This window comes from Halomonas sp. 5021 (assembly GCF_036663435.1).
Classification (GTDB): Bacteria; Pseudomonadota; Gammaproteobacteria; order Pseudomonadales; family Halomonadaceae; genus Vreelandella; species Vreelandella janggokensis.
Genome location: NZ_JAXOVU010000004.1, coordinates 123,382 through 147,665 on the forward strand (window position 1 = coordinate 123,382; position 24,284 = coordinate 147,665).

Annotated in this window: 20 protein-coding genes, 1 CRISPR repeat array and 1 riboswitch (1 of these 22 running past the window's edge); of the genes, 10 read left to right on the forward strand and 10 right to left on the reverse strand. The window is 57.5% G+C overall.

What is annotated here, in order from left to right; genetic code table 11:
* The first annotated feature begins 68 nt into the window (after window positions 1–68).
* Entirely contained in the window at window positions 69–944 is an 876-nt protein-coding gene (locus tag R3F64_RS09195) for a DMT family transporter (protein ID WP_254902841.1), read from the forward strand.
* Between the two features lie 9 nt (window positions 945–953).
* Here R3F64_RS09195 and thiE read toward each other — a convergent pair whose 3' ends face one another.
* The 4 genes from thiE to R3F64_RS09215 all read right to left on the reverse strand — a co-directional run bounded on the left by thiE (window position 954) and on the right by R3F64_RS09215 (window position 3,354).
* Window positions 954–1,565: a thiamine phosphate synthase gene (gene thiE, locus R3F64_RS09200; protein WP_085917626.1), complete on the reverse strand. Its 612-nt coding sequence runs from the start codon at window positions 1,563–1,565 to the stop codon at window positions 954–956.
* Window positions 1,555–2,358: a hydroxyethylthiazole kinase gene (gene thiM, locus R3F64_RS09205; protein WP_332611028.1), complete on the reverse strand. Its 804-nt coding sequence runs from the start codon at window positions 2,356–2,358 to the stop codon at window positions 1,555–1,557. The genes thiE and thiM overlap by 11 nt, the downstream gene beginning before the upstream one ends.
* Before the next feature lie 24 nt (window positions 2,359–2,382).
* Window positions 2,383–2,479, reverse strand: a riboswitch (TPP riboswitch).
* A 47-nt stretch (window positions 2,480–2,526) separates the two neighbouring features.
* Window positions 2,527–2,871: a hypothetical protein gene (locus R3F64_RS09210; RefSeq protein WP_085917628.1), complete on the reverse strand. Its 345-nt coding sequence runs from the start codon at window positions 2,869–2,871 to the stop codon at window positions 2,527–2,529.
* Window positions 2,872–2,979: 108 nt separating this feature from the next.
* Entirely contained in the window at window positions 2,980–3,354 is a 375-nt protein-coding gene (locus R3F64_RS09215; protein WP_085917629.1) for a DUF2237 family protein, read from the reverse strand.
* A 212-nt stretch (window positions 3,355–3,566) separates the two neighbouring features.
* Here R3F64_RS09215 and gloA point away from each other — a divergent pair, with 212 nt between their 5' ends.
* A complete protein-coding gene (gloA, locus tag R3F64_RS09220) occupies window positions 3,567–4,100 on the forward strand; it encodes a lactoylglutathione lyase (protein WP_264825321.1) in 534 nt (177 codons plus the stop codon).
* A gap of 1 nt (window position 4,101) precedes the next feature.
* Window positions 4,102–4,464 (forward strand): DUF6164 family protein, encoded by a 363-nt coding sequence (locus R3F64_RS09225; RefSeq protein WP_332611032.1) that lies wholly within the window; start codon window positions 4,102–4,104, stop codon window positions 4,462–4,464.
* On the opposite strand, the gene R3F64_RS09230 is transcribed toward R3F64_RS09225, so the two are convergent.
* Together R3F64_RS09230 and ampC are read right to left on the reverse strand one after the other, a co-directional pair.
* Window positions 4,456–5,136, reverse strand: coding sequence for a cupin domain-containing protein (locus R3F64_RS09230; RefSeq protein ID WP_332611034.1), 681 nt, complete (start codon window positions 5,134–5,136; stop codon window positions 4,456–4,458). The two genes, R3F64_RS09225 and R3F64_RS09230, sit on opposite strands and share 9 nt — an antisense overlap.
* Window positions 5,137–5,223: 87 nt before the next feature.
* Window positions 5,224–6,387 carry a class C beta-lactamase gene (gene ampC, locus R3F64_RS09235; protein ID WP_442908823.1) on the reverse strand — a complete coding sequence of 388 codons (1,164 nt, stop codon included), beginning with the start codon at window positions 6,385–6,387 and terminating at the stop codon, window positions 5,224–5,226.
* A 168-nt stretch (window positions 6,388–6,555) separates the two neighbouring features.
* Here ampC and R3F64_RS09240 point away from each other — a divergent pair, with 168 nt between their 5' ends.
* Complete coding sequence (locus tag R3F64_RS09240) at window positions 6,556–7,431, forward strand: LysR family transcriptional regulator (protein ID WP_332611037.1); 876 nt, start codon at window positions 6,556–6,558, stop codon at window positions 7,429–7,431.
* Between the two features lie 24 nt (window positions 7,432–7,455).
* On the opposite strand, the gene R3F64_RS09245 is transcribed toward R3F64_RS09240, so the two are convergent.
* From R3F64_RS09245 to R3F64_RS09260, 4 genes are read right to left on the reverse strand one after another with little or no spacing between them, the layout of a single operon-like run.
* Window positions 7,456–8,505 (reverse strand): metal ABC transporter solute-binding protein, Zn/Mn family, encoded by a 1,050-nt coding sequence (locus tag R3F64_RS09245; RefSeq protein WP_332611038.1) that lies wholly within the window; start codon window positions 8,503–8,505, stop codon window positions 7,456–7,458.
* Between the two features lie 39 nt (window positions 8,506–8,544).
* Complete coding sequence (locus tag R3F64_RS09250; RefSeq protein WP_085917636.1) at window positions 8,545–9,435, reverse strand: metal ABC transporter permease; 891 nt, start codon at window positions 9,433–9,435, stop codon at window positions 8,545–8,547.
* A complete protein-coding gene (locus R3F64_RS09255; RefSeq protein WP_085917637.1) occupies window positions 9,419–10,153 on the reverse strand; it encodes a metal ABC transporter ATP-binding protein in 735 nt (244 codons plus the stop codon). Before R3F64_RS09255 ends, R3F64_RS09250 begins: the two co-directional genes overlap by 17 nt.
* Window positions 10,150–10,299 carry a hypothetical protein gene (locus R3F64_RS09260; RefSeq protein WP_199284450.1) on the reverse strand — a complete coding sequence of 50 codons (150 nt, stop codon included), beginning with the start codon at window positions 10,297–10,299 and terminating at the stop codon, window positions 10,150–10,152. Before R3F64_RS09260 ends, R3F64_RS09255 begins: the two co-directional genes overlap by 4 nt.
* A 226-nt stretch (window positions 10,300–10,525) precedes the next feature.
* Here R3F64_RS09260 and cas1f point away from each other — a divergent pair, with 226 nt between their 5' ends.
* The 6 genes from cas1f to cas6f all read left to right on the forward strand — a co-directional run bounded on the left by cas1f (window position 10,526) and on the right by cas6f (window position 19,017).
* Complete coding sequence (gene cas1f, locus R3F64_RS09265) at window positions 10,526–11,500, forward strand: type I-F CRISPR-associated endonuclease Cas1f (RefSeq protein WP_332611041.1); 975 nt, start codon at window positions 10,526–10,528, stop codon at window positions 11,498–11,500.
* Complete coding sequence (gene cas3f, locus R3F64_RS09270; protein ID WP_085917639.1) at window positions 11,497–14,841, forward strand: type I-F CRISPR-associated helicase Cas3f; 3,345 nt, start codon at window positions 11,497–11,499, stop codon at window positions 14,839–14,841. Before cas1f ends, cas3f begins: the two co-directional genes overlap by 4 nt.
* Before the next feature lie 224 nt (window positions 14,842–15,065).
* Window positions 15,066–16,442, forward strand: a complete 1,377-nt coding sequence (csy1, locus tag R3F64_RS09275) for a type I-F CRISPR-associated protein Csy1 (protein ID WP_085917641.1) — start codon at window positions 15,066–15,068, stop codon at window positions 16,440–16,442.
* Window positions 16,435–17,403, forward strand: a complete 969-nt coding sequence (gene csy2, locus R3F64_RS09280; RefSeq protein WP_332611044.1) for a type I-F CRISPR-associated protein Csy2 — start codon at window positions 16,435–16,437, stop codon at window positions 17,401–17,403. The genes csy1 and csy2 overlap by 8 nt, the downstream gene beginning before the upstream one ends.
* Before the next feature lie 15 nt (window positions 17,404–17,418).
* On the forward strand, window positions 17,419–18,444 hold the full coding sequence (gene csy3 / locus R3F64_RS09285) for a type I-F CRISPR-associated protein Csy3 (RefSeq protein ID WP_332611046.1): 1,026 nt from the start codon (window positions 17,419–17,421) through the stop codon (window positions 18,442–18,444).
* A 3-nt stretch (window positions 18,445–18,447) separates the two neighbouring features.
* Window positions 18,448–19,017, forward strand: coding sequence for a type I-F CRISPR-associated endoribonuclease Cas6/Csy4 (cas6f, locus tag R3F64_RS09290; protein WP_332611048.1), 570 nt, complete (start codon window positions 18,448–18,450; stop codon window positions 19,015–19,017).
* A 129-nt stretch (window positions 19,018–19,146) separates the two neighbouring features.
* Window positions 19,147–24,284: a CRISPR direct-repeat array (repeat unit 28 nt; unit sequence GTTAGCTGCCGCCCAGGCAGCTCAGAAA) (it continues 1,872 nt past the right edge of the window).

Sequence of the window (24,284 nt, forward strand, 5' to 3'; positions counted from 1 at the left end):
AAGGCTCTTTGGCGGGGTTTTTACTTTTCAGGTCATCAATTCGAGCTAGGGAATAAAAGGAGACGGCGGTGACGACGTCGCTGAAAGGCATACTTTGCATGTGTACGGGGGTGCTGTTCCTGGCACTGGGGGACGCCGTCTCCAAGTGGCTAGGCGAGGTGCACTCACCACTGCAGATCATCTTCTTTAGGGCGCTGATCTCGCTACCGCTGATTGCCCTGCTTGCCCACTTTGCTGGCGGCTTGCGCAAGTTACGGACCCGGCGACCGGGGGTGCACCTGCTACGCGGCTTGATCTATACCGCTACCATGGTCTGTTTCGTATGGGGTTTGACGCTATTACCGCTGGCTGAAGCCACGGCGATAGCCTTTGTCGCGCCGCTGTTTGTCACCGTGCTGTCGGTGCCGTTGCTGGGAGAACGTATTGAACCTCCGGTGCTTATTGCCTCACTGGTGGGGTTTGTCGGAGTGCTGATTATTGTTCGCCCTAACAGTGATGCCTTTCAACTGGGCGCCGTGGTGTTGGTGGGAGCGGCGCTGTTCTATGCCCTGATGATGATTACCGCACGCCGCTACGGGGGCCGTGAGCACCTTTGGGCGATGCTTTTCTACATGACCTCTGTGCCCTTGGTGGTGACGGGGCTGACCTTGCCTTGGGTTTGGCAGACGCCGCTGCCCTGGCACTGGCTGGGCTTTTTGGCGTCTGGCGTTCTGGGGGTAGGTGCGACGGCGTTTATTACCCTGGCATTTCGCTTCGCTCCCGCGGCGATAGCCGCCCCGTTTGATTACACCGCCATGCTCTGGGCAGTGCTGCTCGGTTGGTGGTTCTGGGGCGAACTGCCGGACCTCTGGGTATGGGTGGGCAGTGCCTTGATCATGGCGAGCGGCCTGGCGATTGCCTATCACGACCGTCGAACGACGTTAAAGCGGCGCCCAACGGCCTAGTACCGACTCTTAACGCCGGAAGGCGCGAGCCGCTGCCTCAGGGTCGGGCTGCCCGCAAATCGCCGAGATGACCGCTAGCCCGTCAGCGCCTGCCCTCCGTATTGCGCTCACGTGGCTGGCATTCAGCCCGCCGATGGCCACGCTGGGTATCGGGCAATCCTTGATCAAGGAGGCGAGACCGCCAAAGCCAATCGGTTGGGCGTGATCCGCTTTGCTGGGGGTGGCAAAGATCGGCCCGATGCCGACGTAGTCAAGCTGATCAATGGGCGCGTCATGCAGTTGCTCAACGGTGTTGATCGAGAGCCCCAATATGGCCTTTGGCCCCATCGCAGCCCGGGCCTGGCGAACCGTCGCATCGCTCTGACCCACATGCAGCCCATCGGCCTGACTGGCAAGTGCCACCTCAAGGCGGTCGTTGATGATCAACGCCACCCCAGTGCCTGCCAGCAGGGCTTTCAAACGTCGTGCCTGGTCGATCATCTGTGCATCGCTTGCCTGTTTGTCGCGCAGTTGCACCATGCTGACGCCGCCGCGGACCGCCTCGCTGACGGTATGCTCAAGACCATGGTGCTGGCAAAGGGTCGCGTCGGTGACCAGATAGAGCGACAGATCAAAGGGCATCGCTGACCTCCCGCTGGGCAAAGCGGTTAAGCTCATCAGGTGTCAGTTGGTAAAGCGCGTCCAACAAGGCAACGTAAAAGCTGCCGGGCCCCCTGGCAGCCTTGCCAGCACGCTCCCCGGCTGCCGCAAAGCACGCCACGGCGGCACTGCTGGCATTCAGCGGCGCGTCCGGATTGGTGGCGACAAACGCGGCGACCAGGGCGCTAAGCCCACAGCCCAAGGTCGTGACGCGGGGCATCAAAGGGTGGCCGCCATTGATCGAGTAGCAGACTCGTCCGTCGGTGACCCTGTCCCGCTCACCGGTCATGGCCACAATACACTGTTGCCGCTCGGCAAGTGCCATGGCGGCCGTTATGGCATCGTCGGTAGACGCGGTGGCATCAACCCCCCTGCCCTGGTGGGCCAGCCCATTGAGCGACAGTATTTCAGAGGCGTTGCCACGGATGACGCTGGGCTTAAGGGCCAACAGGTCGGCGCAGACCGTCTGGCGATAACGGGTCGCACCGACGGCGACGGGATCCAGTACCCAGGGCGTGCTGTTCTCGCGAGCCGTGCGCGCGGCAAGCAGCATGGCCTCCGCCCAGGGTGATGAAAGCGTCCCGATGTTGACCGACAGTGCATCGGCAAGCGCGGCGAACTCAGCGACTTCCTGGGTGGCATGCAGCATGGCAGGTGACGCCCCGGTGGCCAGCAGCAGATTGGCGGTGCTGTTCATCGCGACATAATTGGTGATGCAGTGAATAAGCGGGGTGGTATCGCGCAGCGTCATCAAGCTGTCGCCAAATGTGGTCATGAAATCCTCCCGGCAGGGAGGTGGTGACAGGGCACCACGACTCCCTACGCCGGTATTAGCCGGTTCAGGTTATAAGGGTGCTTCTCAGCCCGTTCAGTGACGAGCGCCCCTGTCGTGATCATACTATCCGTGCCTTAGGTGGGTCTGTAAAGCGTTGGATAGGCTCGTTTAACGAAACGAGATGCGTGTTCCGTAGGTGAGCATTTCATCGGGCGTCATGGCTTTCCCCTCAACACCGATCATTTCGTCGCCACACTGATCGGCAAAGGTAAGCACGCCATGGGTCAAGCCCAATTCACCCAGAGTATCGCGGATTTCGCCAGTGCCCAGGAAGGTGCTGACGTGCCCTTGGGCATTGGATAAATCAGAAACCCCGTTGGCATGGTGAAAGCGCACCTTATAGATGCCATCCATTGATTCAACTTCCACAATCGGCGAGAAGCCGTTGCGGAGCGCCTGGGAAAGCTGCTTCAAGGTGATGTGATCGCCAAGGGTCATATCGATCGAGGTCATGACCTACTCCTGTTGGATACCCTTCCGGTGGGGATCAACTGATGGGGTGTATAAAATTTATAATGGAAGTGTAGGATGTTTGCACAGAATATCCAAGACGCAACCCTATCAATGCACGGCATCCAGGGCGTGTTGGCGCAAGGTTTCGAGGCCGATGATGTCGAGGGTTTTCTGGTTAGTGGCGGATAAGACGACAGGGGGCGCCAAGCCCACCTCGGCGGCTTCCAGCCAGCGTGATGCGCACAGGCACCAACGGTCACCGGGCCGCAGGCCAGGAAAGCCAAATTCAGGCCGCGGCGTTACCAGGTCGTTACCTTGTGCCAGTGAAAAGGCCAGAAACTCCTCCGTCAGCATGGCGCACACAGAGTGGACGCCCATATCATCCGCCCCCACGCGACAGAATCCATCGCGGTAAAAGCCGGTTTTGGGGTCATGGCAGCACGGGGTGAGCGGTTCACCCAGGACATTGAGATCGCGGGCCATAAGGCCTCCTTAGCGCAAGGACTGGTATTTTGTCAGACTGCCCTCATGATGAAATGACAGACAACGATCATTCTGGTGCGCCATGAGGGCGAGTCACGATGGTTGGTAAAGGCTGTTGGTAACAGATAGTTGGTACAGACAGTTGCTGAAGACTGCCAGCCAGGACTCTACAGCCTTGTACAAAGTAACCGAAACGTCAAAGGAGATAGTGCATGTCATTTCAAGGTGAGCAGCATCCAGGGGTTGCCCCGACGCCCAAGCAAACCCAGGGATTCCGTTTGAACCACACCATGTTGCGGGTCAAGGACCCCGAGCGTGCGCTGGCGTTTTATTCACAGGTGTTTGGTATGCAAGTGATGCGTCGACTTGATTTTGAAGAAATGCAATTTTCACTCTACTTTCTGGCCAATCTGGAAGACGGTGATCAGGTCCCTGAAGAGACGCAGGCAAGAACCGCCTGGACGTTTAGTCAAAAGGGGCTTTTAGAGCTGACCCACAACTGGGGCACAGAAAACCAGGACGGCTTTGCCTACCACGATGGCAACGCCGAGCCCCAGGGGTTTGGTCATATCTGCTTTAGCGTGCCCGATCTGGCGGCGGCCCAGGCGTGGTTCGACGAGCACGACGTCACCTTTGTCAAGCGTGCCGATCAGGGCAAGATGCAAGACGTGATTTTCGTCAAAGACCCCGATGGCTACTGGATTGAAGTGATTCAAGCGGATCTGATGGCCGGCAAGGGCGATTAGCATGGCGCATTTGCTGTTTCGCCTGTGCCATGTGACCGACGAAGAGGCCATGGAAGTCCGCCAGTTGCTCGATGCCCATGGCCTGGATACTTACGAGACACAGGCTGGTTTCTTCCGGTTGGGCGTGGATGCCATCTGGCTGCGTGACCTAAGTCAACTTGAGGATGCCAACGCGCTACTGGCCGAGTATCAGGCCGAGCGCCAGGCGCGGGCCAGGCAAGAACACAACGAAGCCCTCGCACGGGGTGATGCGCCCACCTTATGGCAGCGTTTTAGTGCCCACCCCGTGCAAATCACGCTGGTGGGCGTGGCCATCGTATTGCTGGTGGCGTTAACGCTGCTGCCCTTTCTGGCCCTAGGCTGAATCGTCCTGCACCGGCGGTAGGTGGCCGCGCTTGAGGTACATCTGCACGCCATTTTTCCCGGCAGTGAGGGTCAGCGCCATGCCGCTGGGGTAGCGGCACCAGCTACCAGCGGTGTATTCCCGGTCGCCGTCGCTCAAGGCGCCCTCCAGCACGAAAAACTCCAGCCCGCCGGTCAGCACCGGATACTCAATGGCCTGGCCAGCCTCCCAGTGTTCCAGGCTGACCCGCTCCTGTTTGAAGGTGTGCAGCATCTTGTAGCTGATGCCGGGGCGACGGTCCGGCTGCCAGGGCAGGCGGTGGGCGGGGACGGCAAGCTGTAGCTCATCGTTCTGGTCGAACTGGTGCAGCTTGACCAGTATCAACGCGCCCTCATCGCCAATTTGCGGCGTGTGGGCGGTACCGATGGGGTTTCTCAAGTAGCTACCGGCGGCATAGCGACCATACTCGTCGGCAAACACACCCTCCAGCACTAAAATCTCTTCGCCACCACCGTGGATATGCGGGTCAAACTGGCTATTCGGCGCGTATCGCACGAGGCTGGTGGCGCGCGCGACTTCGTCGCCAATACGGTCAAGCATCATCCGTTCGACGCCAGCACTGGGCGAGGCCACCCAGCGGTAATCTTCCGGTGTCACACAGGCAAAGCGGGTAAAGTCGGCGTTTAAACGCATGGGGCTGACTCTTGCAGGCAAAGGAAGTGGTGCTAGTCTCCTTATCGACAGCGAAAAATGCAACTTTCGCTGACACTGTTCCTGTACTCAGTGCCCGTCGGTCAACGCGGTAAGGAGTTGATGAGCCACCTTGATGCGCGCCTGATTGGGGTAATTACGGTTTGCCAGCATCACGATACCGATCTGCTCGCTGGGCACAAAGACCACATAGCCGCCAAAGCCATTGGTGGAGCCCGTCTTGTTGTAGAGCGCCTGCTGCCTGGGGGGCTGTGGTGGGCTTAAGCGGCTGACGGGGTTGGCGTCGAGTATCATCTCAAGCGAGTTGCCCTGGACAAGCTTATCAAGGGGGACCGGGTAGGGGTAGCTTTCCCAGCCCAGCCCCTGGGTCATGTTGCCGACTTCAAAGTAACCGGCGCGCGTAGTCGCCATGGCCTGGCTGAGTGATCCATCAAGCCCGGCACCGTCCATATTCGCTTCTACAAACGCCAGTACGTCTGCCGCGGTCGATTTCAAACCGTAGGCCTGGGCATCCAGCATGCCCGGGTTCACCCTGATCGGCTCGTCGTCTTGAGAGTAACCGTAGGCGTAATGCGGCTGTTGCGGGTCAGGTACCTGGTAATAGCTGTTCTCAAGGCCCAACGGTGTGAGCAGGTCTTCCTGCATCAGCGTCTCGAACCGCTTGCCAAGGCGTTGCGCGGCAAGATAACCGAACAGGCCCATACTCGGGTTGGAGTAGAGCCGGTGGCTACCGGGCGGTGATTCAGGCTGCCACTGGCGATAATAGTCCACCATCGCCGCTTCATCTTGCACCGCTTCCGGAAACTGGAGAGGCAGCTCACCTGCCGTGTAGGTACCCAGTTCCAGCAGGGTGATCTCATCGAAAGCGCTGCCTTCAAGGGCCGGCAAGTGCTGGCTGGCCGAATCAGTAAGCGACAGGTCGCCATTGGATGCCGCATAAGCCGCAAGCGTAGCGGTGAACACCTTGCTGATGGACCCAAGCTCGAACAGCGTCTCTTCGGTGACCGGCGTTTCTGCTTCCAGGTCGGCAACGCCATAATTAAAGTAATACGGCTGGCCGTTGATGCTCAGCGCAACGGACATCCCGGGAATACGATACTCGGCCATGAGCGGAGCGATCGTGTCGTTGACCAGCGCCTCGATGTTTGCGTTATCAGCGTCTTCCAATGCCCAGGCAGTGCTGCCAATCAGAAGAGAACCTGTCATGATAAGGCCGGTTTTTGCTGCTAACATCCTGCACATACATGGCTCCTGTTGCAGTGGTGAAACAAGGTGAGTGTCAGTTGGCCGGGCGCAATCGCCCGGCGGTGCGAGCGTGAAAGTCGCTAATATAGGGTGAGCGGGTGAGTACGACAAACAGCGATATTTTGCCTAAGCCATTAGAAAAATTAGGGGGTCTGGATGGCGCGTTCTTATCTGCCGCTAAACGCGTTGCGTGCCTTTGAGGCGTCGGCGCGGCATTTGAGTTTTACCCAGGCAGCGGATGAGCTCTGTGTTACCCAGGCGGCCGTTAGCCACCAGGTCAAGCTGCTTGAAAGTCATTTGAAGGTACCGCTATTTAAACGTCTGCCCCGAGGGCTGATGTTGACGCAAGAAGGCGAGCGCTTGTTGCCGGTGCTGAACAGTGCCTTTGACCAGATGGGGCATACCCTGGACCGGATAGGCGAGAGCGGTTACCGGGAAGTGATACATGTGGGCGTAGTGGGGACCTTTGCCGTCGGCTGGCTATTGCCACGTCTGGATGATTTTCAGCAGCAGTACCCGTTTATCGACCTGCGCCTTTCCACTCATAACAATCGCGCCGAGCTGGCCGCCGAGGGCCTCGACTTTGCGATCCGCTTTGGTAGCGGGGCTTGGCACGGTACCGCCGCGCAGCCCTTGATGCCAGCGTCGCTATCGGTAATGTGCATTCCAGAGATTGCTGCCCGGCTCAACACGCCAGCCGATGTGCTGGGCGAGACATGGCTACGTTCCTATCGCGCTGATGAGTGGACCGAGTGGCTATTGGCGGCGGGGTTGCCCAGCAGCTATCCGATGTCGAAAAGCATCGTTTTCGACTCATCCATCGCCATGGTGGAAGCGGCCTTGCAAGGGGCGGGAATGGCGTTGGCGCCACCCTTGATGTTCCCCCGTCAACTGAGCAGTGGCGCACTGGTACAGCCGTTTAACACCGCCGTCAGTTTGGGCGGCTACTGGCTGACGCGCCTGCAGACACGCACCGAAACCCACGCCATGACGTGTTTCCGAGCATGGCTGCTCAAGGCAGCCAAGGCCTGAGCAGCGCTTTTAGGTCCGGCTCGATTAGTGGCTATGCTCGCTGTGGTCGTGAGAATGACCGTGATCTTCGTGGTCAGTCTCTTCATGACCGGGTTTGGCTAACGCATCGTGGAGCGTTTTGGCATTGTGACGCATCATGCCTAAGTAAGTACTTGCTTCGCCCTCGCTGCTCAGCGCATCGGCGTATAGTGTGCCAGCCACGCTCAGACCGGTTTCTTCCGCTAACTGATCAAGTACCGACTGATTGGTCATGTTTTCGTGGAACAGCGCCTCGACGTTCTCTTCTTCAATAACATCGATGAGCTCGGCCATGCTGGCGCCGCTCGGGTCGGCTTCCGTGGACAGCCCTACCGGTGACAGGAAACGCACGCCGTAGGCATTGGCAAAGTAGCCAAACGAATCGTGGCCGGTAATCACGCTGGTAGAATCAGGAATTTCTTCGATCAGCGCGCGGATTTCTTCATCAGCCGTTCGGATATCGGTCAGATAGCGCTCGGCATTGGCCTGATAAGCCTCGCGATTGTCGCCATCGGCTTCGATCAATCCATCGCGGATGTTCTCGACGTAGGTTTCCGCACGGGCCAGATCCTGCCAGGCGTGGGGGTCGTCATCGCCATGGGCGTGTTCGGCGTTCTCGCCGGGGCCATCGTGGTCCTGAGCATCATGACCATGTTCGTCGTGGCCATGCTCATCGTGCTCATGCTCGTCGTGATCATCTTGACCTGCCTGGGCCAGTGGCTTGATGCCTTGGGTCGCGGTGACCAACGCGCCGGTGTAATCGCTGGCGTCGATCAAGCGCTCCATCCAGCCTTCAAACAGTAGCCCGTTGAACACCACCAGGTCCGCATCGGCCAGCGCTCGCGCGTCACCCGGGCTCGGGCTATACATGTGCGCATCACCGTCTGGGCCGACCAGCGAGGTCACGTCCACGTGCTCGCCGCCGACCTGCTCGACCATGTCGGCAAGAATCGAAAAGCTGGTGACCACTTGCACGCGTTCAGACGCCATGGCGGCGGGTAGCGCCAGCAGCGCAGACACGCCAACCAGCCAGCGGGAGAAAGGTAACGGCGACATAAAGGCTCCTTGTAAAGGTGAACGGGCAAGGCCCGATGATCAAGCGCTTGGCTCGGCCGAGAGGGGCGCGGTTTTGCGCCGCCAGCGGGCTGCCAAGCTGTGATAGCGACCGAAAAGGGCAGAGAGCAGATAGCCAATGCCGGCCAGCAGAATGATGCTCGGCCCGGACGGAATATCGAGATGGAACGACAGCAGTAGCCCGCCGGTACTGGAAATCATGGCAAGCGACACGGCAATGCCGATCAACCCCTCCAGGCGCTTGCTCCAAAACCGTGCCGAGGTGGCGGGCAGCATCATCAAGCCTACTGCCATCAGTGTCCCCAGGGTCTGAAACCCGGCGGTCAGGTTGAGCACCAGCAGGCCCAGAAACACGCTGTGTACCCAGCCGCTTCGGCGGCTCTGGCCGCGCAGGAACAGCGGGTCCAGGCATTCCACTACCAGGGCGCGGAAAATCACCGCCAGAGTCAGCACGATCAGCGTGCTCATCCCGGCGATCAGTAGCAGTGCGGTGGAGTTGATCGCCAGAATGGAGCCGAACAGCACGTGGGTGAGGTCGACACTGCTACCGCCGATCGAAATCAGCATAACGCCCGCCGCCAGCGAAATAATGAAAAAGCTGGCCATGGCAGCGTCTTCGCGCTGGCCGCCCATTTTGGACACGGCCCCGGCAAGCAATGCCACCATGACACCAAACAGCACGCCGCCGATGCTCATCACCGGCAGCGAAAACCCGGCCAGCAGAAAGCCCAGCGCCACCCCCGGCAGAATCGCGTGGGCCATGGCATCGCCAATCAGGCTCATGCCACGTAGTACCAGGAACACCCCCAGCGTAGGTGCCGCCAGTGACAGCGCCAGACCGCCGACCACCGCGCGGCGCATAAAGCCGTAATCGAAAGGCGCGATAATCCAGGCATCAAGCAGAGCCAGCATGTCGACCTCCCACGGTGAACGGCACCACTTCTGCCGGGGCGTGTTGGTGCGTCAGGGCGCCGGGCGATACCCAGCGACCGTGACCGCCATTGAGCATCAATACCTCGTCGGCCAGGCGGCGCAGGTGGTCCATATCGTGCAGCACCAGAATCAGGGTGGCCCCGTCATCGGCCATCTGGCGCAAAATGCGGATCAGGATATCCACCGTCTCGCTATCCACGTTGGCAAACGGCTCGTCGAGTAGTAACAGCTCGGCTTCCTGCATCAGGGTACGGCCAATCAAGGCGCGCTGGCGCTGGCCGCCGGAAAGCTCGCCCAGCGGGCGGTGCGCCAGATGAGAAATGCCCAGCCGCGCCATGATCTCGCGGCCCTTGCGGTAATGCGACGCACAGTAGCCTTTCAGCGCCCCATGGCTCGGCCAGCTGCCGGTCATGACCAGCTCTTCCACGCTCATCGGAAAGGTCAGATCCAACGCCAGCTGCTGGGGCAGCCAGGCCCGGCGTTCTTTCGGCACGGTGCACACCACCTTGCCGCTGATCGGGCGTAGCTCCCCCATGATGGCTTGAATCAGCGTGCTTTTGCCCGAGCCATTAGCCCCAATCAAGGCAGTAATCGCGCCAGGCTGAAAGTCGCCTTCCACATGCTCAAGCACCGTGCGGTGCCCCTGAGCCAAATGCAGGTTGTGTAGTTGCAGGCGTGATAGTGAGCGCTGACTCATGATGTCCACCCGTTGGCCCACAGCACCATCAACCAAAGCACCAGCAGCGGTACCGTTACCGACAGCAACCGCCGTACCGCCGACAGCGACATCAGCGAAAAATGACAAGGGCCTTCCCTGTTGTGGCGATGCGAATGCTCACTCATTAAAGCCGACCTCGTAAATAATCGAATAGGTTATAACATAACGATGGCAAAGCCAAAAATTTGCCATTTATTTTACGCGCTCAGCGGCACAGGGCAACGCTAATCATGCCGCGATGCCATCAAATGAGGCGAGGCTGGATTTGGAGTTAGCGATGCATGACGAAGGTCAATGGTGTTTCGTTATAAAGAATGATTAGATGAATGAAACGAGAATCAGGAGCGCCGCATGGATGACTTGTCGCCCAATGACCTAAAAACCATTCTTCACTCCAAGCGCGCTAACCTCTATTACCTGCAGCACTGCCGGGTGTTGGTGAATGGAGGTCGGGTGGAATATGTCACCGATGAGGGTAGCAAATCCCGCTACTGGAATATCCCCATCGCCAACACCACCTCGATACTGCTTGGCACCGGCACCTCGATTACCCAGGCGGCGATGCGCGAGCTGGCCAAAGCAGGTGTACTCGTCGGGTTTTGTGGTGGCGGCGGTACGCCACTATTTGCTGCCAATGAAGTTGACGTGGATGTCGCTTGGTTAACGCCGCAAAGCGAGTACCGGCCCACTGAGTACCTTCAGTACTGGGTACGCTTCTGGTTTGATGATGTAAAACGCCTGGATGCTGCCCGGGCGTTTCAGCAGGCGCGACTCGCCCGTATCGAAGCGCTGTGGACAAGCCGCGTGATGAAAGACGCAGGCTTTAGTATTGCCACCGAGCACCTGCATAGATCACTGGGCCACCACCGTGAAGCAATCAACAAAGCTCCCAGCACTATCGACCTGCTGACCCTGGAGGCGCGTTTAACCAAGACGTTGTTTAAGCTAGCGGTAAACGCTGTCGACTATGGCGAGTTCACCCGAGCCAAACGCGGTACCGGCACCGACCCTGCCAACCGCTTTCTCGATCACGGCAACTATCTTGCCTATGGCCTCGCGGCGACGGCCACCTGGGTGTTGGGCATCCCTCACGGCCTGGCGGTACTCCACGGCAAAACCCGCCGAGGCGGCCTAGTTTTTGATGTGGCGGACTTAGTGAAAGACGCGGTGATTCTGCCGCAGGCGTTTATTTCCGCCATGCGCGGTGATGAGGAGCAGGAGTTTCGCCAAGCCTGTATCGAGCGCTTAACCCGCACCGAGTCTCTCGACTTTATGATCGATACGCTCAAGGAAGTCGCCCAGGAGTTAGGGAGTGGCGACGCATGAATGTGCTGCTAATTTCCCAGTGCAATAAAAATGCTCTCAAACAAACCCGGCGCGTTCTTGATCAGTTTGCCGAACGCCGCGGCGACCGTACCTGGCAAACACCGATCACCCAGGCAGGGCTGGAGACGCTGCGTAAGCTGCTACGCAAAACCGCTCGTAAGAACACCGCCGTTGCCTGCCATTGGATTCGTGGCCACGATCATAGTGAGTTGATGTGGGTGGTGGGGGATGCCGCCCAGTTCAATCTCAATGGTGCGGTGCCGACCAATACCACCGCCCGCGATATCCTGCGCAGCCGGGATGAAAATGACTGGCACAGCGGTGAAGACATTCTTCTGCTCACCGCCCTGGCAGCGCTACTGCACGACCTGGGCAAAGCTTGCGACGCCTTTCAGCAGCGGCTTCAAGGCAAACTGGAAGGCCGCAACTTGTACCGCCATGAATGGATATCGCTTCGCCTTTTCCAAGCATTTGTGGGAAGTGACGACGACGCTACCTGGCTGGCGCGTCTGGTCGAAGGTGACTACCAAGAGCAGGACTGGTTGGAAGGATTAGAGCGCGACGGGATAGATGCCACCACCTCAGCGGTTTTTAGTCGCTTACCCCCGCTGGCTGCCGCGCTGGGTTGGCTAGTGCTTAGCCACCACCGGCTACCTTTAAAACCGCCGGAGAAAGATGGCGAAAATGAAAGGCGCTGGGGCAGAGGAAACGCACCACTTCAGGCGGAACAACTGGGAGGATTGTTTGCTTCCATTCATGCCGAGTGGAACGAGATTCCTGAGACGCAAGACCCGAAACGCATCGCGCCTTATTGGCGGTTCAAGGCCGGATTGCCCGTTAGCACCCCACGTTGGCGTGATCGTGCCAAAAAGCTTGCCACGCGGTTACAGGCGCGACTGCAAAATGGCGGGCACTTGTTGGAAAGCCGCTACGTTATGCACTTAGCCCGGCTTAGCTTAATGCTGGCCGACCACCACTACTCCAGCCTTGAAGACCTTCAGCATCGCGTTCGCGGCGAGCCCAACTACCCGCTAATTGCCAATACCGTGCGCAAAACCGGTAAGCCCAATCAGCCGTTGGATGAGCATATTCTGGGGGTTGAAAAACATGCCGCCGCGGTCGCCCGTGCGCTGCCCAGTGTAGACAGTCACTTACCCCGTCTAGCGCGCCATAAAGGCTTCCGAAAACGCAGCAGCCACCCACGGTTTCGCTGGCAGGATAAAGCCTTTGATCTGGCCCAATCACTTAGGGAGTGTAGCCAGCGCCAGGGCTTTTTTGGCATCAATATGGCGTCCACTGGCTGCGGCAAAACCTTAGCGAATGGCCGCATTATGTACGCGCTGGCCGACCCACAGCAGGGCGCGCGCTTTAGCATTGCACTGGGGCTGCGCACCCTCACTCTGCAAACTGGCCAAGCATTACGTGACCGTCTGCATCTGGGCGAAGACGAACTCGCCGTGCGCGTGGGTGGCAGCGCCAATAAAGCCTTGTTTGAGCACTACGAGCAAGAAGTCGAAGCCAGCGGCTCAGCATCCAAACAGGCACTGATTGAAGAAGATGCCCACGTGGTGTTTGACGGCAATTTTGATAGCCACCCGGTACTGCGCCGTTTGAGCGATGAGCCGGGCACCCGCGCGCTGATCGCCGCCCCCATTTTGGTATGTACCGTAGACCATCTTGTGCCTGCCACGGAGAGCACCCGGGGCGGGCGTCAAATCGTGCCCATGCTGCGCCTAATGAGCAGCGACTTAGTGCTGGATGAGATCGACGATTTTGATATCAACGACCTGCCTGCGCTTACTCGATTGGTAAATTGGGCGGGGCTGCTGGGATCGAGGGTGCTGCTGTCATCGGCCACTTTGCCACCCGCATTGGTCGAAGGGTTGTATGAAGCCTACCGAAGCGGCCGCGAAGCTTTTCAGCGCCACCGAGGCGAGCCGGGGTTGGCGGTGGATATCTGCTGCGCCTGGTTCGACGAGCACGACCGTCAGCATGAAAACTGCGCCAGTAGCGAGACCTTCAAGACCGCACATCATGCTTTTGCCAAGCGTCGGTTAGAACGCCTATCGACTAGCCCGGTGCGCCGCCGTGGCGATATTTTAGCGTTGCCAGCGTTGGGCAAACGGCCGGAAGAAATAAGGCCCGCAGTTGCAGCGCTGTTACGCGAGCACGCGTTGGCGCTGCACCAGCAGCATCATTCCGTTGACCCCCACACCAGCAAACGCGTGAGTTTTGGCTTGGTTCGAATGGCCAATATCGATCCCTTGGTGGATGTCGCCAGGGCGCTGTTTCAGCAGGGGGCGCCAGAAGGTGTGCGCATTCACCTCTGCGTTTACCACTCCCGCCACCCACTGGTGATGCGTTCGGAGATCGAGCGCCGGTTGGATAAAACGCTGCAACGGGCCGTGCCCGAACGTATTTTCCAGCAGCCGGATATCCGCCGCCTGCTGGATAGCAGCGACGAACAAGACCACCTGTTTATCGTGCTCGGCTCGCCGGTCACTGAAGTGGGCCGCGACCACGATTACGATTGGGCGATAGTCGAGCCTTCTTCCATGCGCTCAATCATCCAGCTCGCAGGCCGGGTGCGCCGCCACCGCGAACAGGCATGTGACTCGCCTAATATTTTACTGCTCGATACTAATCTCAAACATTTTGAGCAGCCTGGAAAACCAGCATTCCATAAACCTGGCTTTGAAACAGACGCCAATTGGCGGCTGAGTAGCCACTCACTTAATGAGTTGTTAACGGAAGATGAGTACAAGGTCATCGACGCGCGACCCCGCGTGCTGGCGCGGGGAACGCTACGCGCCAGTGAAAGCCTCGTCGATTTGGAGCATGAGCGGCTGCACCAGTTAATGATTGAACAGCCCGCCGAGCCGTTAACTAAAAAAGAGATAAGAATTGGTAAAGCACCCAAGCCGCCGCCATTGGGTGCCTATAGCTGGCATGTGATGCCGCAACTGCATTTAACCGGGGTATTGATTCAGCGTGATCCATTTCGCCAGCAGCTCGAACCTGAAATAACCCTAGCGCTGCTGCCCGATGAGGGCGGCGAAACCTGGACACTGCACCGCGTAGACGATGGCGCAAGGCGGGGTGAAAAGCTCTATGTGCCGGTAGAAGAGAGCCTGCTGGTGCGGGTAGACCTGACAAAAGAGCAGGGTGAACGAATTCAACCCTGGGGCGCCAGCGACTATTTAACCGCACTGGCTGTCTTGGCTGAAGACCTGGATATCTCCCTGGATCGTGCTGCTCGTACCTTCGGCACGGTCACGGCCTCGGCTAGAAATCAGCGGTGGGGGTATCACCCGGTGTTGGGGTTTTGGCGGAGCAAATGACGTTAAGCATGCTCGTTAATATCTGCGAGCGTTTCACGTGCAAGTGCTTGTATGCCAGCAAGAGCCTCAGCGCTGTCATTCGCAAGCCAGGCAAGACTGGGGAAATCAGAGCATAGGCCAACAAATTGCTGATCTTCTTCAGACCAAAGAATACTAAAGATGTGGTCGCTGTGATTTATCATCAGTTTTATGCCAAAAGAGTGTGATAACCAAAGGGAAAACGTATGGCAGATAATAGCAGAGCAGCGGAAATTCGCTCTGGGATTGAAGCCTTCTTAAGAGAGCGCTTCGATACCAAGGCGGAAAAGCTAGCTCCCGATGATCCGAAATACCATGCACTGGTTGAGCAGTTCGAATTCGATACCTGGATCAACGATGCGGCACGCCGCGTAGGCCAACTGCAAGTCGTTACCCACTCCCTCAAGCCTATTCACCCCGATGCCAAAGGCTCCAACCTTTACGCTCCACCTGAATCACTACATACCCACAACCTTGTTGGCAGTCATGTACTACCTGCCGATTTTGCGGGGGATGTTGTAGGGAACGCCGCAGCCCTGGATGTGTATAAATTCTTGAAGCTGCAATTCGAGGGAAAGTCGCTGCTTGAGCGTGCGCTAGAAGATGACAGCGATTTTGCCAAAGCGTTAAACGACAATCCCGAACAAGCCCATGCATGGATCAGCGCCTTTGCGGCGATTACCGAGCCGCGCGGTGAGCACGCCTCACATACCCGGGGCAAACAGCTCTATTGGCTGGTGGGGGATGATGCCGCAGACGTGGAAAATGATGCTGAGAATTTCCATCTGCTAGCACCGCTCTATGCCACCTCGCTGGCCCATCGCGTATTCCAAACCATTAACTATGACCGCTTTAGCGAAGACGCCAAAGAAGCACGTAAAGCCAAGCGGGAAGGCAAATACGCTGAACAACCTGTACACAGCTACCCTGACCTGGCCGTACAAAAAATGGGCGGCACCAAGCCGCAAAATATCTCGCAACTTAATAGCGAGCGGGGTGGTAACAACTATTTATTGGCATCGCTTCCGCCTAGCTGGAATGTGCGTGATATTCGCCCGCCGCTAAAAGTAGCCTCTGTGTTTTCTCACCCCGGTGTATTTGGCAGCCGGTCAGAAGTGCGCTCCCTTGTTAAAGACTTCAAGCGCTTTCTGGAGACCGATCCCTCCACGGATATGCACACCCGAGACCTGCGCGATGACTACACGGCCATGCTGATGGATGAGCTGGCGCTGTTTGCCATGCAGATGCATAGCCTACCTGCGGGTTGGAGCGACGATGAAAAATGTGAATTGGTCGCTGAAGAAGCCTTCTGGCTAGATCCTGGCCGCGCTGAAGAGGATATTCCTTTTCGTGAAGCTCGAAACAGCGTGGAGTGGGCAGAAGAGATTCGCCACCGTTTTGCTAACTGGCTCAACGCAGCGTTGGGTGAAAAGCTCCCATTAGGCGATGTGGAATTTCGTCACTGGCAGAAAACATTGGCGAAAGATGCTACCCATCAACGCCTGGAGGATCGTGACTGTCGATGGATGGAAAGCCTAATGGAAGCCTTACACAACCTGCCAGGAGGTGATGACGATGAGTGAAGTGAAAAACTTCCTAGTCCTGCCGCGCCTGCGGGTGCAAAACGCCAACGCGATTTCCAGCCCAATGACCTGGGGCTTTCCCGCCATGAGTGCTTTTGTAGGTTTGATGCATGCTCTGGAGAGGAAGTTAGCAGATTCGAGTCTTCCCGTTTCATTAGGCCGTGTTGGGGTTATTTGCCACGACTTTGAAGCCCAAGCCACTGAGGGCGGTTACATTCGGGGCTTTCATCTCACCCGCAACCCGGTAGATAAATCGGGTGGTACAGCAGCGATTGTGGAGGAAGGGCGCGTTCATCTTGATATCACTCTGATCTTCTCAATGGATAGTGCTGCTACAGAAAGTGAGCATGAAGATATTGCCCATCAAATCGGTGAGATCGTTGCGGGTATGCGTATTGCCGGTGGCAGCGTCATTCCTAACCGCGCCGTGCCAAGCCACAAGCAACGCCCACAATGTGTCACGCTTGATGACGATGAAGAAAAACGGCAAAAGCAGTTCGCCCGCCTAAAGCGCCGCTGGCTGCCGGGCTTTGCGCTAACCCTGCGCGATGACTACCTCATCGAACATCACCAAACGCTGCAACAGCAAAATCCGGAAGCCAGTTTGATGGATGCGTGGTTAGACCTTTCACGGCTCAACCACTATTGCGCCCTGGAAAATGAAGGTGAATCCAACGAGAAGTCTGTTTGGCAGGTGCAGCGCCCCTATCGCGGCTGGCTGGTGCCTATCCCCGTGGGTTATGGCGCCATTTCCGATCTTTTTAATCCTGGTGAAGTGGCCAATGCTCGCGATGCCAAGACTCCGTTTCGCTTTGTTGAAAGCCTTTACTCCATTGGTGAATGGGTCAGCCCGCACCGCATGAAGCAACCTGAAGACCTGCTTTGGTACGTTGACAACGACGAAGAAGCGGGACTCTACCGACTCAATAACGATTACCACCTTCGCGCCTCAGCACAGTAAACAAGGAGCTTTATCATGGCTAAAAACGATACCCTTAAAACCGCTTCCGTCCTCGCCTTTGAGCGCAAACTTGACCCTTCCGATGCGCTGCTTTACGCCAGCAATTGGGAAAAAAGGCAAGATAATCAGCAGTGGCAGCCGGTAGAAGTACGCGAAAAATCGGTGCGTGGCACCATTTCCAACCGCCTGAAAGCCAAAGACCAAGACCCGGCCAAGCTGGATGCTCAGATTGAAAATCCCAACCTGCAAACGGTTGATGTCGCCACGCTGCCCCACAATGCCGACACCTTGGTCGCCCGTTTTACGCTGCGCGTTTTGGCTGGTGCCGGAACGCCCTCTGCTTGTAATAACGCTGAGTACCAAGCCAAGCTGGAACAGGCGGTTGCCGAGTATAAACAAGTACAGGGCTTCGGCGAGCTGGCGCATCGCTATGCCAATAACCTCGCCAATGGCCGCTTCCTGTGGCGCAATCGCATGGGGGCAGAACAGGTAGAGGTCAGTGTTCGCCAACTGGAAAAGGGCAAAGCTACCAAAGAGTGGACATTTGATGCTCTTTCGCTCTCGTTGCGAGCCTTTGAAGACACCACCGAGCTTAAAGAGCTCTCCGGTGTTATCGCCTCCGCGTTGGCGGGTGAACAGCACCTGCTGCTTGAAGTGGTCGCCTATGCGCGCGTGGGTAGCGGCCAGGAGGTGTTCCCTTCGCAAGAATTGATTCTCGAGCGGGGTCGGGGGGATAAGAGTAAAACGCTTTATCATGTCAGCAAGATTGCCGGTATTCACTCGCAGAAACTAGGTAACGCCATTCGCACCATTGATACTTGGTACCCCAATGAGAACGATGAGGACCTTGGGCCTATTGCCGTGGAACCTTATGGTTCGGTGACTACCCAGGGTAAAGCGTACCGCCAGCCTAAGCAGAAGGCCGATTTCTACTCTCTGTTAGATAACTGGATGATCAAGGATAAAGTGCCTACGAAGGAAGACCAGCACTTTGTAATGGCGACCCTGATTCGCGGCGGTGTATTCGGCGAAGCGGGGTAAACCATGGATCACTATATCGACATTCGTTTAAGGCCCGACCCTGACTTTGCTCCAGCAATGTTAATGGGCGCGCTTTATAACAAGCTGCACCGGGCGCTGTTTGATTTACAGGCCGAAGATGTAGGCGTTAGCTTCCCTGACCATAAGCACGGTGTACGCGCCCGCACACTGGGTAATCACCTTCGCTTGCATGGCACGCAAGCGCGTTTGCAGCAGCTAATGAGTGCAAATTGGCTAATCGGCATGCGCGATCACACCCAGGTTAGCGACGTGCTTACGGTGCCTGCTAGTGCTAAGCATATCAACGTGGCGCGTAAGCAGTTCAATACGGGAAGCCCAAGCCGAGCCAAACGCTACGCCAAGCGGCATGACATCTCGGAAGACGAAGCGCGGCAAATTTACGCCAAGTTGGCTGAACAGCGTATTGAGCTTCCTTTTGTACAGATCAATAGCCGCTCCACTCAGCAGCGTTTCAGCCTGTTTATTGAACATGGCAAACCGGCCGCTTCTGCAACGGAGGGCACGTTTAGCCATTACGGATTAAGTCCTAACGCTACGGTGCCCTGGTTTTGACCCTTTTTTTCACCATGAGAATAGGATACCAATAATCAATCACTTAGCGGTATCGCTCAAAAAAGGGTGATACCGCTTTTTTCGGCCAAAGCTCTTTAACAATCAGCACATTAATTTTGATAAGCTCTAGTTAGCTGCCGCCCAGGCAGCTCAGAAACTTCTGACCGCTCAATAAGTAGGTCAATCAATAGTTAGCTGCCGCCCAGGCAGCTCAGAAAAGCAATCAAGCGCAGCGCAGCAGCGCACAAACGTTAGCTGCCGCCCAGGCAGCTCAGAAATACGGCCGCGGACGGAAGAAATACATCATTGGGTTAGCTGCCGCCCAGGCAGCTCAGAAAAGAAGACGACACATTGAAAGAAATACTACTTAGTTAGCTGCCGCCCAGGCAGCTCAGAAAGAGATCAAGCGAGGCCACGTGCGAGACTGGGCGTTAGCTGCCGCCCAGGCAGCTCAGAAACGAATGCGCAACTGGTGCTCTGTGGTGACGATGTTAGCTGCCGCCCAGGCAGCTCAGAAATCGTGGGTGCGCTCCGACGCTGCCTTGATCTCGTTAGCTGCCGCCCAGGCAGCTCAGAAAACCACAGACGAGCCCTCACTGGACTTTTCGCAGTTAGCTGCCGCCCAGGCAGCTCAGAAATTGCCGAGATATATCGCATCACCATCCCCTTAGTTAGCTGCCGCCCAGGCAGCTCAGAAATTGTCCGTGAACATCTTGTAGTGCTTGCCGATGTTAGCTGCCGCCCAGGCAGCTCAGAAAGCCACGATCAGACGAGTGATTGACGTAGCCGCGTTAGCTGCCGCCCAGGCAGCTCAGAAATGACCCATGGAATCGAAGCGGCAACGCTACCAGTTAGCTGCCGCCCAGGCAGCTCAGAAATCAAGCCACTTCTGAATCTGCTTCTTGTTTGTGTTAGCTGCCGCCCAGGCAGCTCAGAAAACCATTTGTTGCGTTTTGTTGCCCAGCGTGTTGTTAGCTGCCGCCCAGGCAGCTCAGAAACTGCTGGGCCATTTCAGCCGCCTGCTGGGCTTGTTAGCTGCCGCCCAGGCAGCTCAGAAACTTGGCAGTCTTGGTCATGGGGCAGTCCTTGGGTTAGCTGCCGCCCAGGCAGCTCAGAAAGGCGAGGGTGACACCAACCCGTCACAGGGGAAGTTAGCTGCCGCCCAGGCAGCTCAGAAAAGGCCATGGGCGTGACGCTCATTCCTGGGCAGGTTAGCTGCCGCCCAGGCAGCTCAGAAACCTCGCCATGCGGATTATGGTGGAAAGGAAGAGTTAGCTGCCGCCCAGGCAGCTCAGAAAACAAAGCCGTAAGCGTTGCGTTATTTTCATAAGTTAGCTGCCGCCCAGGCAGCTCAGAAAAAGCGCTGGGTGCATTCGCGGATTAGCCGCGCGTTAGCTGCCGCCCAGGCAGCTCAGAAAATCGTGCTTTTTTGGGCCGAGCTCAGCGTCAGGTTAGCTGCCGCCCAGGCAGCTCAGAAAATTAACAGCGCTACTAAAAGCATAGCCGTTCCGTTAGCTGCCGCCCAGGCAGCTCAGAAAACCCGCACGCGGCCGTAAATAACAGGCACAGGGTTAGCTGCCGCCCAGGCAGCTCAGAAAAGTCGCTGCCGGCGGCCTCATCAGGCACGGCAGTTAGCTGCCGCCCAGGCAGCTCAGAAATTCTTCCGGTTCCGGCTCATCGCCAGCCTCGAGTTAGCTGCCGCCCAGGCAGCTCAGAAATGGCAGGCGTCGCACTGGCAAAAGGGCGGGAAGTTAGCTGCCGCCCAGGCAGCTCAGAAACATCTGCGAAGTCGTCAATCCTAAACGGGTCGGTTAGCTGCCGCCCAGGCAGCTCAGAAAGACGCCTGCAGCTTGAACGCCGTCATCACGTTGTTAGCTGCCGCCCAGGCAGCTCAGAAATGAAGCTGACGCCAAACTCGAGATCGTAAGCCGTTAGCTGCCGCCCAGGCAGCTCAGAAAAGAAGGCCGTAGAAGAGCTAAACGAGCATCAGGTTAGCTGCCGCCCAGGCAGCTCAGAAAACACGTACACAGTGCATCCATCTAGCCGCTCAGTTAGCTGCCGCCCAGGCAGCTCAGAAACAGGAGCATGACTATGACCACCGTGAAAACCAGTTAGCTGCCGCCCAGGCAGCTCAGAAATGCAAGCGCTCGCGGGCCTGCCTCAGCTTTGAGTTAGCTGCCGCCCAGGCAGCTCAGAAAATCAAGGGAAACCCTGGCAACGCCAAAGCCTAGTTAGCTGCCGCCCAGGCAGCTCAGAAAAAAAAACGTTCCGTTACCGGCTCAAGCGGCACGTTAGCTGCTGCCCAGGCAGCTCAGAAACGCGGGCGAACCCGCTGAGCGGTCTTGACCAGTTAGCTGCCGCCCAGGCAGCTCAGAAACAGATGAGCCGCGTCATGGGCAGCAATCCAACGTTAGCTGCCGCCCAGGCAGCTCAGAAAAGGGTAGTTAGTGATTGACTCAAATATCCCTAGTTAGCTGCCGCCCAGGCAGCTCAGAAAAGCGGCAATCGTCAGCACGATGTCATCAGGGCGTTAGCTGCCGCCCAGGCAGCTCAGAAATTTGCCGAGGGGTCTTTTTTATTGCCGTGAAAGTTAGCTGCCGCCCAGGCAGCTCAGAAAACGATGACATGCACGAATTGCTAAAGCATAAAGTTAGCTGCCGCCCAGGCAGCTCAGAAAAGGGATGATGCAGTGCGATTGCCCGACAGTACGTTAGCTGCCGCCCAGGCAGCTCAGAAAGTGAGGCGGCTGACCTGCTTGAATGGCTGGAAGTTAGCTGCCGCCCAGGCAGCTCAGAAATACGAAAGCCACATCATGCCCCGATCACACCCGTTAGCTGCCGCCCAGGCAGCTCAGAAAAGTCAGGGTCTAACATGTCGGACACACCACCAGTTAGCTGCCGCCCAGGCAGCTCAGAAAACAAACGGCTGATAGATACCGTTGTAATCCACGTTAGCTGCCGCCCAGGCAGCTCAGAAAGTCTAGCGATGCCAAGGTGACGCGCCATAAGTGTTAGCTGCCGCCCAGGCAGCTCAGAAAGTAGAAGCGACCACGCAAGAGCATGACGAAGCGTTAGCTGCCGCCCAGGCAGCTCAGAAAAGCACGGCAAGCCCCACGGCAAAGATGCCCAGGTTAGCTGCCGCCCAGGCAGCTCAGAAAAGCGTCACGGTGTGGCGGCAAACGCGCCGAATGTTAGCTGCCGCCCAGGCAGCTCAGAAAGAAACGCGCCGCGCACTCGAAACGGCCAACGCGTTAGCTGCCGCCCAGGCAGCTCAGAAAATACACAAAGCGCTCCCATAAGCGTGTCTCCGGTTAGCTGCCGCCCAGGCAGCTCAGAAAATCCAGCGTTACAGTAACGGTCATATTTCCAGGTTAGCTGCCGCCCAGGCAGCTCAGAAAACGATGCGGACATGCGACGTCTTCACAGGGCGGTTAGCTGCCGCCCAGGCAGCTCAGAAATCAATGGCCGCGCGTGGGCGCTTCTTGAGGGCGTTAGCTGCCGCCCAGGCAGCTCAGAAATAGGAGATCCTCATGGCCGGATTACTACAGCAGTTAGCTGCCGCCCAGGCAGCTCAGAAAACCACACCGTTGTCGATTGACGTAATGCTATCGTTAGCTGCCGCCCAGGCAGCTCAGAAAGCCAAATCCCAGTAGCTGCCTTTGAGCTCAACGTTAGCTGCCGCCCAGGCAGCTCAGAAATGCAATATCGGCCTTATCCATAGGTCACCTCCGTTAGCTGCCGCCCAGGCAGCTCAGAAATAATGAAGATGGTTATTAACGATGAGCTGACCGTTAGCTGCCGCCCAGGCAGCTCAGAAAGTCGTCGGCTTGCTGGGCGGCCTGCTCGAACAGTTAGCTGCCGCCCAGGCAGCTCAGAAAATAAGCGTGTAAATGTCCGCTGGCTCTTTCGGGTTAGCTGCCGCCCAGGCAGCTCAGAAAGATAAGACAATCCCTAAAGAGTGGATGAAGGAGTTAGCTGCCGCCCAGGCAGCTCAGAAAGCCAATGCCCATCCGGGCAAAGCTTCCCGTCTGTTAGCTGCCGCCCAGGCAGCTCAGAAATTCTGGCCTTTGATTTCATCGACGCCGACCATGTTAGCTGCCGCCCAGGCAGCTCAGAAATCCTGCGCCGTCGCGCCCAGCCGTATCCAGCTGTTAGCTGCCGCCCAGGCAGCTCAGAAAATCATGCCTTGGCGTTCCAGCGCCGGGATCAGGTTAGCTGCCGCCCAGGCAGCTCAGAAAAAAAGGAAGCGCACCAGGAGCTCATCGATCATGTTAGCTGCCGCCCAGGCAGCTCAGAAACCGAGCCTAGCCAGCGGTTCTGGCGGGCGTTCGTTAGCTGCCGCCCAGGCAGCTCAGAAAGGAATCAGCATGCGCTAATTGGTGAGGGCTATGTTAGCTGCCGCCCAGGCAGTTAGCTGCCGCCCAGGCAGCTCAGAAAACACACCATCCCCACCGGGGGCAGCCCATCCTGTTAGCTGCCGCCCAGGCAGCTCAGAAAGATGGCTTCCAGTTGACTGCGTGCGCCGATCTGTTCGCTGCCGTGCAGGCAGCTCAGAAACTGAGCGCGTCGCGGGTTTCGTAGCTTTGACCGTTCGCTGCCGTGCAGGCAGCTCAGAAAAAAGTCGATCCACTCAAGCTCTACGCCGAGGCGTTCGCTGCCGTGCAGGCAGCTCAGAAATCGATCAAGCAGAGACTTGGTTATCAACTACCGTTCGCTGCCGTGCAGGCAGCTCAGAAAATGGGCAAGTTTGCGCGCTCAGTCTACGATTAGTTCGCTGCCGTGCAGGCAGCTCAGAAATCCACCTGCGGGCCTCGCTTCTCCCTGACTTCGTTCGCTGCCGTGCAGGCAGCTCAGAAATTCGCGCAGCTCGTCGGTGCCGTCGTATAGCAGTTCGCTGCCGTGCAGGCAGCTCAGAAAATACGAAGATCCTGACCCGCCGCCGCCGACAAGTTCGCTGCCGTGCAGGCAGCTCAGAAAATCCCCAATACTCGATTTCGTCTATCCAGTTCGTTCGCTGCCGTGCAGGCAGCTCAGAAAGCGCGCTTCGTCGCGCCATGCGTCTAGCTGGTGTTCGCTGCCGTGCAGGCAGCTCAGAAAAGCATCATGCAGCACGACGTCGCCCGCCTGATGTTCGCTGCCGTGCAGGCAGCTCAGAAATTCAATCGGAAACGTAACAACGTCAGTAGTGGGTTCGCTGCCGTGCAGGCAGCTCAGAAAAGTACGCCTATCAGTTGATGGTGGCGCATCTGGTTCGCTGCCGTGCAGGCA